This is a genomic window from Dyadobacter sp. LHD-138, assembly GCF_030929615.1.
Lineage (GTDB): Bacteria > Bacteroidota > Bacteroidia > Cytophagales > Spirosomataceae > Dyadobacter.
In genome coordinates, this window is the sequence record NZ_JAVFVU010000079.1 from 1 (window position 1) to 6,709 (window position 6,709).

4 protein-coding genes are annotated in these 6,709 nt (G+C 43.4%); all 4 read left to right on the forward strand.

Annotation, left to right across the window (positions count from 1 at the left end):
- Positions 1-277: 277 nt before the first annotated feature.
- The 4 genes from RB622_RS29705 to RB622_RS29720 all read left to right on the forward strand — a co-directional run bounded on the left by RB622_RS29705 (position 278) and on the right by RB622_RS29720 (position 6,554).
- Positions 278-1,192, forward strand: coding sequence for an ABC transporter ATP-binding protein (locus RB622_RS29705; RefSeq protein ID WP_308050467.1), 915 nt, complete (start codon positions 278-280; stop codon positions 1,190-1,192).
- Between the two features lie 48 nt (positions 1,193-1,240).
- A complete protein-coding gene (locus tag RB622_RS29710) occupies positions 1,241-2,569 on the forward strand; it encodes an ABC transporter permease (protein WP_308050469.1) in 1,329 nt (442 codons plus the stop codon).
- 244 nt (positions 2,570-2,813) lie between these two features.
- Entirely contained in the window at positions 2,814-5,795 is a 2,982-nt protein-coding gene (locus RB622_RS29715; protein WP_308050470.1) for a DUF2723 domain-containing protein, read from the forward strand.
- A gap of 165 nt (positions 5,796-5,960) precedes the next feature.
- The gene (locus tag RB622_RS29720; protein WP_308050471.1) at positions 5,961-6,554 is read left to right on the forward strand and encodes a Crp/Fnr family transcriptional regulator; all 594 of its coding nucleotides are present in this window, start codon (positions 5,961-5,963) and stop codon (positions 6,552-6,554) included.
- The last annotated feature ends 155 nt before the right edge of the window (positions 6,555-6,709 follow it).

Sequence of the window (6,709 nt, forward strand, 5' to 3'; positions counted from 1 at the left end):
CATAATTCAATCTGATAACGCTCTGAGCTTTTGATAGAAGCATAAAAAAGATAAAACATCACGAAAGCCTATACAAAACAAAGAGGGCGCCTCAATTCGAATTTGAGACGCCCTCTTTCTTTTTACCACTAATCCGACTATTTGCGCATTTGTCAGGTTCGGTTTTTGTAAAGGTTGTGATACTTTGCATATTTGACGTGCAGATTAAAATAGTCTGGTTAACTTCATCCGTTATTGTGGAAACAATTCACAAAACAGGCCATTACCCTACATACGAATGAATATTTTAGAAGTACAAAACATTACAAAGGATTACTCCAATCATCGCGCGCTCGACGATGTTAGTATAAATATTCCCAAAGGCTGCATCTTTGGACTGCTAGGACCAAACGGTGCTGGCAAAACATCACTGATCCGGATTATTAACCAGATTACGGGGCCGGATTCAGGACATGTGCTATTTGACGGACAACCCCTCGCCCCAAAACATATTTCAAGAATTGGCTATCTTCCGGAAGAACGCGGCCTGTATAAAAAGATGAAAGTCGGCGACCAGCTGCTTTATCTTGCCCAACTGAAAGGCCTCAGCCAAAAAGAGGCGATGGAAAAACTTAAAATCTGGTTTGTTAAGTTTGACATCAAAACCTGGTGGGACAAAAGTGTTTCTGACCTTTCAAAAGGCATGCAGCAAAAAGTACAGTTTGTCTCGACCGTATTGCATGAACCGGACCTGATTATCCTGGATGAGCCTTTTTCAGGCTTTGACCCGATAAATGCCAATCTGATTCGTGATGAAATCCTGGAATTAAAACAAAAAGGCAGCACGATCATTTTCTCAACCCACCGCATGGAAACGGTGGAAGAACTATGCGACAATATTGCCCTGATCCATCGGGCGAAAAAGGTACTTGATGGCCCGAAATCGGTCATTAAAGAACAGTTTAAGACCAATACGTTCTTCGTGGAATACCGGGGACACCTCAATGGTTTTGAAAATAAATACCAACTGGAGAAAACGTCTGTGCTGGAAAACGATTTTCTGCGTACCGATATTCACCTGCCCGCTTCCATAAGCGCCAATGAACTCCTGAGCGATTTGCTGCCGAAAATTGAAATCCGCGCTTTCGGAGAAAATATTCCTACGATGAGCGATATTTTCATGCGCGCCGTTAACGAAGTACCCGAAGCCTGACCTTTGTGTCTCGGAAGCAACTTCAACTACTCTCTAAATTTTGATAAAATGCGTAATATATTACTGGTTATAAAAAGAGAATACATGGTCAGGGTCAAGAAAAAGTCTTTTCTGATCATGACTATTCTTGCTCCTGTCCTTTTTGTCGGCGGATATGCCCTCGTTATCTGGATGGCAATCAGTTCGGTCGACAGCAAACTGGTGCAGGTTGTGGATGAAAGTGGACTTTTTACCACTGAATTCAAGGACTCTGAATCGTTAAAATTCTCGTTTGTAAACTCCCCAATCGATTCAGCAAAATCACATTTCACCGATAGCCATGCCAATGCACTGGTTTACATTCCAAAAAATGTGATCGATTCACCCAAAAGCGTCCGTATCTATGCGCCCAAAAATGTGAGTATGGAACTGAAATCTGATATCGAGAAGGTGATCGAAAAACAGATCGAAAATATCAAACTGTCGGAGGCCGGAATCACCCATAAAATCCTGGAAGATTCCCGCGTTAATGTGAGTTCAGAAACCATCAGTCTGAGCGAAGAAGGCGAAAAGACGAGTAGCTCCAGTGCCGCGACAATCATCGGCGGTGTCTGCGCCTTTTTAATCTACATGTCCGTTTTTATTTATGGGACGCAGGTAATGCGCGGTGTTACAGAAGAAAAAACGAGCCGGATTGTGGAAGTCATTATTTCTTCGGTGAAACCTTATCAGCTTATGATGGGAAAAATTATCGGTGTTGCGCTCGTCGGGTTAACCCAGTTTGTGCTCTGGATTATTCTGACTGTATCGCTGACAACCGCAACTTCTGCTGTTTTGTCTAACAAAATGTCAAAGGATTCTGAACAGATTCAGCAGGAAATGACCAATATGCAGAAAGGAATGCCAGCTTCCAATATGCCGGGAGCAGGCGTCGACAATCCCGTGGCCGAGGTGCTGGGGGCAGTTGGCAGCCTGAATATTCCATTGATTATTTCCTGCTTTTTATTTTACTACCTGGGCGGTTATTTGTTTTACAGCGCCCTTTTTGGCGCCGTAGGGGCCGCAGTAGACAATGACGCCGATACGCAGCAGTTTATGCTTCCGATCACGTTGCCGATTATTTTCTCATTCATTTTTGCCCAGCTCGTTCTCCGTGATCCGGACGGGAACCTCGCATTCTGGACATCAATGATCCCCTTTACTTCACCCATCATCATGATGGTCAGAATTCCTTTTGGCGTCCCGGCCTGGCAAATTGCGTTGTCGATGACTCTTTTGGTGTTAGGCTTTATGGGCACGATCTGGCTGGCATCCCGTATTTACCGCGTCGGCATCCTGATGTATGGCAAAAAGGTAACCTATAAGGAACTCGCCAAATGGATATTTTACAAAGTTTAATATCATTATAATCACGGATCAGGCCTTGTTCCTCCTGTGTCTGATCCCGTTTTATAACAAAAAATTGCCCGCGACAAAGCCTTTAACACTTTTTAAGAGAACCTAACCCTTGCCGTTGAGGTTATTTTGCTAATTTTGAGGCACCGATTAAATATGCAGTTATTTCCCGGAGCATTGCGGCTGCGTTAAGTCAGCCTTTAATTCCCGGATCTTACCTGTAAACTTATAACCATAAACTATTATAATGACCCGTTTCAACCGTTCCAACAACCTTACGGGTTGGATTGTTTTCGCGATTGCATTTCTGACATACGCCCTCACCGTTGAACGAACGGCCAGCTTTTGGGATTGCGGCGAATTTATTGCCTGTGCATTCAAATTGCAGGTACCTCACCCTCCGGGAGCTCCTTTTTTCCTATTGATCGGAAGATTATTCTCGATGTTTGCTTTTGGTGATCTTACTAACGTTGCCTATTGGGTCAATATGGTTTCGGTATTAAGCAGCGCATTTACCATTCTTTTCCTTTTCTGGACGATTACCTTATTGTCACGCAAACTGATCGGTAAAAAAACAGACGAAGAACTGACTCAGGCAGACATTATTCTTTTAATGGGATCCGGTGCTGTGGGTGCTTTGGCTTACACATGGTCTGATTCATTCTGGTTTTCAGCCGTTGAAGCGGAAGTTTATGGTATGTCATCATTCTTTACGGCCATCGTTATCTGGGCCGTTTTCAAATGGGAGCGCATCGAAGACCCCGCAGCAGAAAATCGCTGGTTGATTTTCACCGCTTATCTGGTAGGTCTCTCTATTGGCGTCCATTTGCTCAACCTCGTTACAATTCCTGCACTGGCACTGGTTTATTATTTCAAAAAATATGACAAACCAAGTGTTTTTGGTGGTATTCTCGCTTTCATGGGCGGGCTTGTTATCCTGGGGATTATCAACTCCGGTATCATCCCGGGCCTTCCGAGCATGGCAGGGAAATTTGAAATATTCTTTGTTAACTCACTGGGTTTACCTTACAAATCAGGTGTAATATTCTTTATCGTTATTTTCCTGGGATCGCTGATCTGGGGGATTATTTATTCGCAGAAAAAAGCAAAGGTGTTGTTGAACACCGGCTTACTTTCACTGGCATTTATTCTGGTTGGTTATGCTTGTTACCTGATGGTTTTGGTTCGTGCAGAATACAATCCGCCAATCAATGAAAATAACCCGAACGATGTTTTAAGTTTTGTTTCGTATCTGAAAAGAGAGCAGTATGGAAGTCGTCCGTTATTGTACGGGCCTTCTTTCGTATCCCGTCCTGTGAACCAGAAACGTGGTGCGCCGATGTACCGTAAGCAAGATGGAAAATATACTATTTATGATTACCGTCCTGAATACGAATACGAACCAGGCAGCAGCATGCTTTTGCCGCGTATGTACAGCACGCAGGCAGGACACCCGCAGCTTTACCAGCAGATGACGGGATTGGCCGAAGGCCAGAAACCAACCATGGCGCATAACCTCTCATTCATGTTCTCGTATCAGATCGGGCATATGTACTGGCGTTATTTCCTTTGGAATTTCGTTGGTCGTGAAAGCGATGAAGAAGGGGCCGGGAACCTGCTTCCATGGGATGCTTTCAAGAAATTCCCTTCCATTATTGAAAACAACAAGGCGCATGACAACTTCTTCATGCTGCCATTTATACTGGGTCTTTTTGGGGTTGTGATGATGTATTTCCGCCGTCAGCGCGATCTGCTGGTACTCGGATTACTATTCCTTCTTACCGGTGTGGCCTTGGTGGTTTACCTGAACTCTCCGCCTACCGAGCCGCGTGAGCGTGATTACATTTACGTAGGATCTTTCTACATTTTCTGTATGTGGATCGGTTTCGGCGTAATCGCTTTGGCCGAAGGACTGACCAAGTTTGTAAAAAGTGCGACAGCCCGCGCAGGTGTTGCCACAGGTTTGTGTTTGGTCGTACCCGTTATTATGGGGGCAAAAGGCTGGGATAACCACAACCGCGATCACCGTTACCACTCAGTGGATTTTGCGAAAAACCTGCTTAATTCCTGCGCTCCAAACGCCATTTTATTTACCGGCGGGGATAACGATACGTTCCCATTATGGTACGTCCAGGAAGTTGAAGGATTCAGAACTGACGTTCGCGTTTGTAATCTCAGCTTGTTGGGTACCGACTGGTACATCGATCAGATGAAACGCAAAACGTACCTGTCAGAAGCACTTCCGATTTCACTGGATAAAAACAATTATGCTTTTGGCAAGAACGATATCGTTCCTTTCTATGAGATTCCAAGTGTGAAAGGCGGCATTAACCTGAAAGAATATATCGGCCTGGTTAAACAGGAAAATAAGGCTATTCAGGTTCCGCTTACCAGTGGAGACATGACTTCTATCCTGCCGTCTTCGGTGTTGTTTTTACCGGTTGATACCGAGGCTGTGAAGAAAATGAATATTATCAAAAGCGATCTTATTCCTTATCTGAGCGACTCGATCAGCTGGACAATCGGTAAAGGTGATTTGTACAAATCTGATCTGATGATGCTGGATATGATTGCGACCAACGACTGGAAGCGTCCGATCTACTTCTCATCTACACTGGGTGGTTCAAGTTACCTTAACCTGAAAGAATATATGCAGCTGGAAGGATATGCCTACCGTCTGCTTCCTGTAAAAGTTCCGGGAGCTTCAGACGGTTATGTAAATTCGACTGTGATGTACGACAACCTGATGAACAAAATGTTCTGGAGAGAATTGGATAATGCCAATACCTATTACGATAACACGTATCTGGGCTCCCCGATCTTCACGGCACGTATCGCATTCCTGCGCCTTGCAGGCCAGTTGATTGCCGATAACAAATTGGATGAAGCTAAAAAGGCGATGAACAAAGCACTCACAGTAATGCCCGACAAGAGTATTCCTTATGACCAGATCTCGTCAAATTTCATCGGAACGCTATTCGATTTGGGTGAAAATAAAAAGGCACTTGAAATTGCTGAGACCATGGCATCGCGCTCAGACGAAAACCTTACCTGGTCTAAAGTAAATCCGACGACAAAACGTCGTGACAGTCAGGTGGATTTATATATTTTGCAGACCATCGTCCACGAATGCCGCGAGGCGAAACAGGAAGCTGCGGCAAAAAAATATGAAGCAATTTTCCAGAAACATCTTGCCGCATTCAATATGTATGGCAACGGTGCGCAGTAAAATAATTACTTGGTCATAAAACAAAAGAGGGCTGATAATCAGCCCTCTTTTGTTTTATGACCAAGTAATTATGCATTTCTCTGTAAAAATTCGTAAATTTAAATTCAACGGTATGAAAATCATTAAACAGGTATTTCTTGAAAAGTTTAATTTTCATGCCGACCTATGCACAAAATATTCTCGTTACTCTGTAACTACAATATAATTTCCGAAAGAACTTATGATGCCGTTCTCCGGAAATTAATCATATCTGAGTACCCGGCAAAAACCATCCTAGTATCTCCTGATCAACCTCAGGACATGATTTATTTTATTGCCGAAGGAACCACCCGTAGCTTTTACAGTCGCCTTGGACAGCAATGGACCAATGGTTTTGATACAGCTGGGGATTGTATTATGACCTCGTCCAACTTCATACATGACCAACCGTCTATCGACTACGTTGAAACCTGCACGCCTGTTACGTTGTTCTGTATTTCCAAGAAAAATTTCCTTTCATTAATCCTCCGCAATCCCGATATGGAAAAAGTGTATCAGGAGATCATGGAGCGTAGGTTAATCCGTCTGGAGAAACGCATACAGGATTTGTATTTGCTTTCCGAAGAAGAACTGTATCAGAAGTTTGAGAACGATTACCACAACATCAACAGCCATATTGAGGACCAGTTTGTAGCCAGCTACCTTCGGATGAGCCTCACCGCATTTTTAAAAATTAAAAAAAAAGCAGAGTCCGAAAAACGGATAAAAATGGTTTTATGATTTTTTAAATCACCGGTTTTCATTGTCAATAATTACATAAAAGAGGCTGTCTCAAAAGGGCAGTCTCTTTTTTTGCGTATATAGTGTTGTTTATTTTTTCAGAATTGATTATCTTTAGTTATAAGCAAATCAGGAAAAATGGGCCGCAGACAACC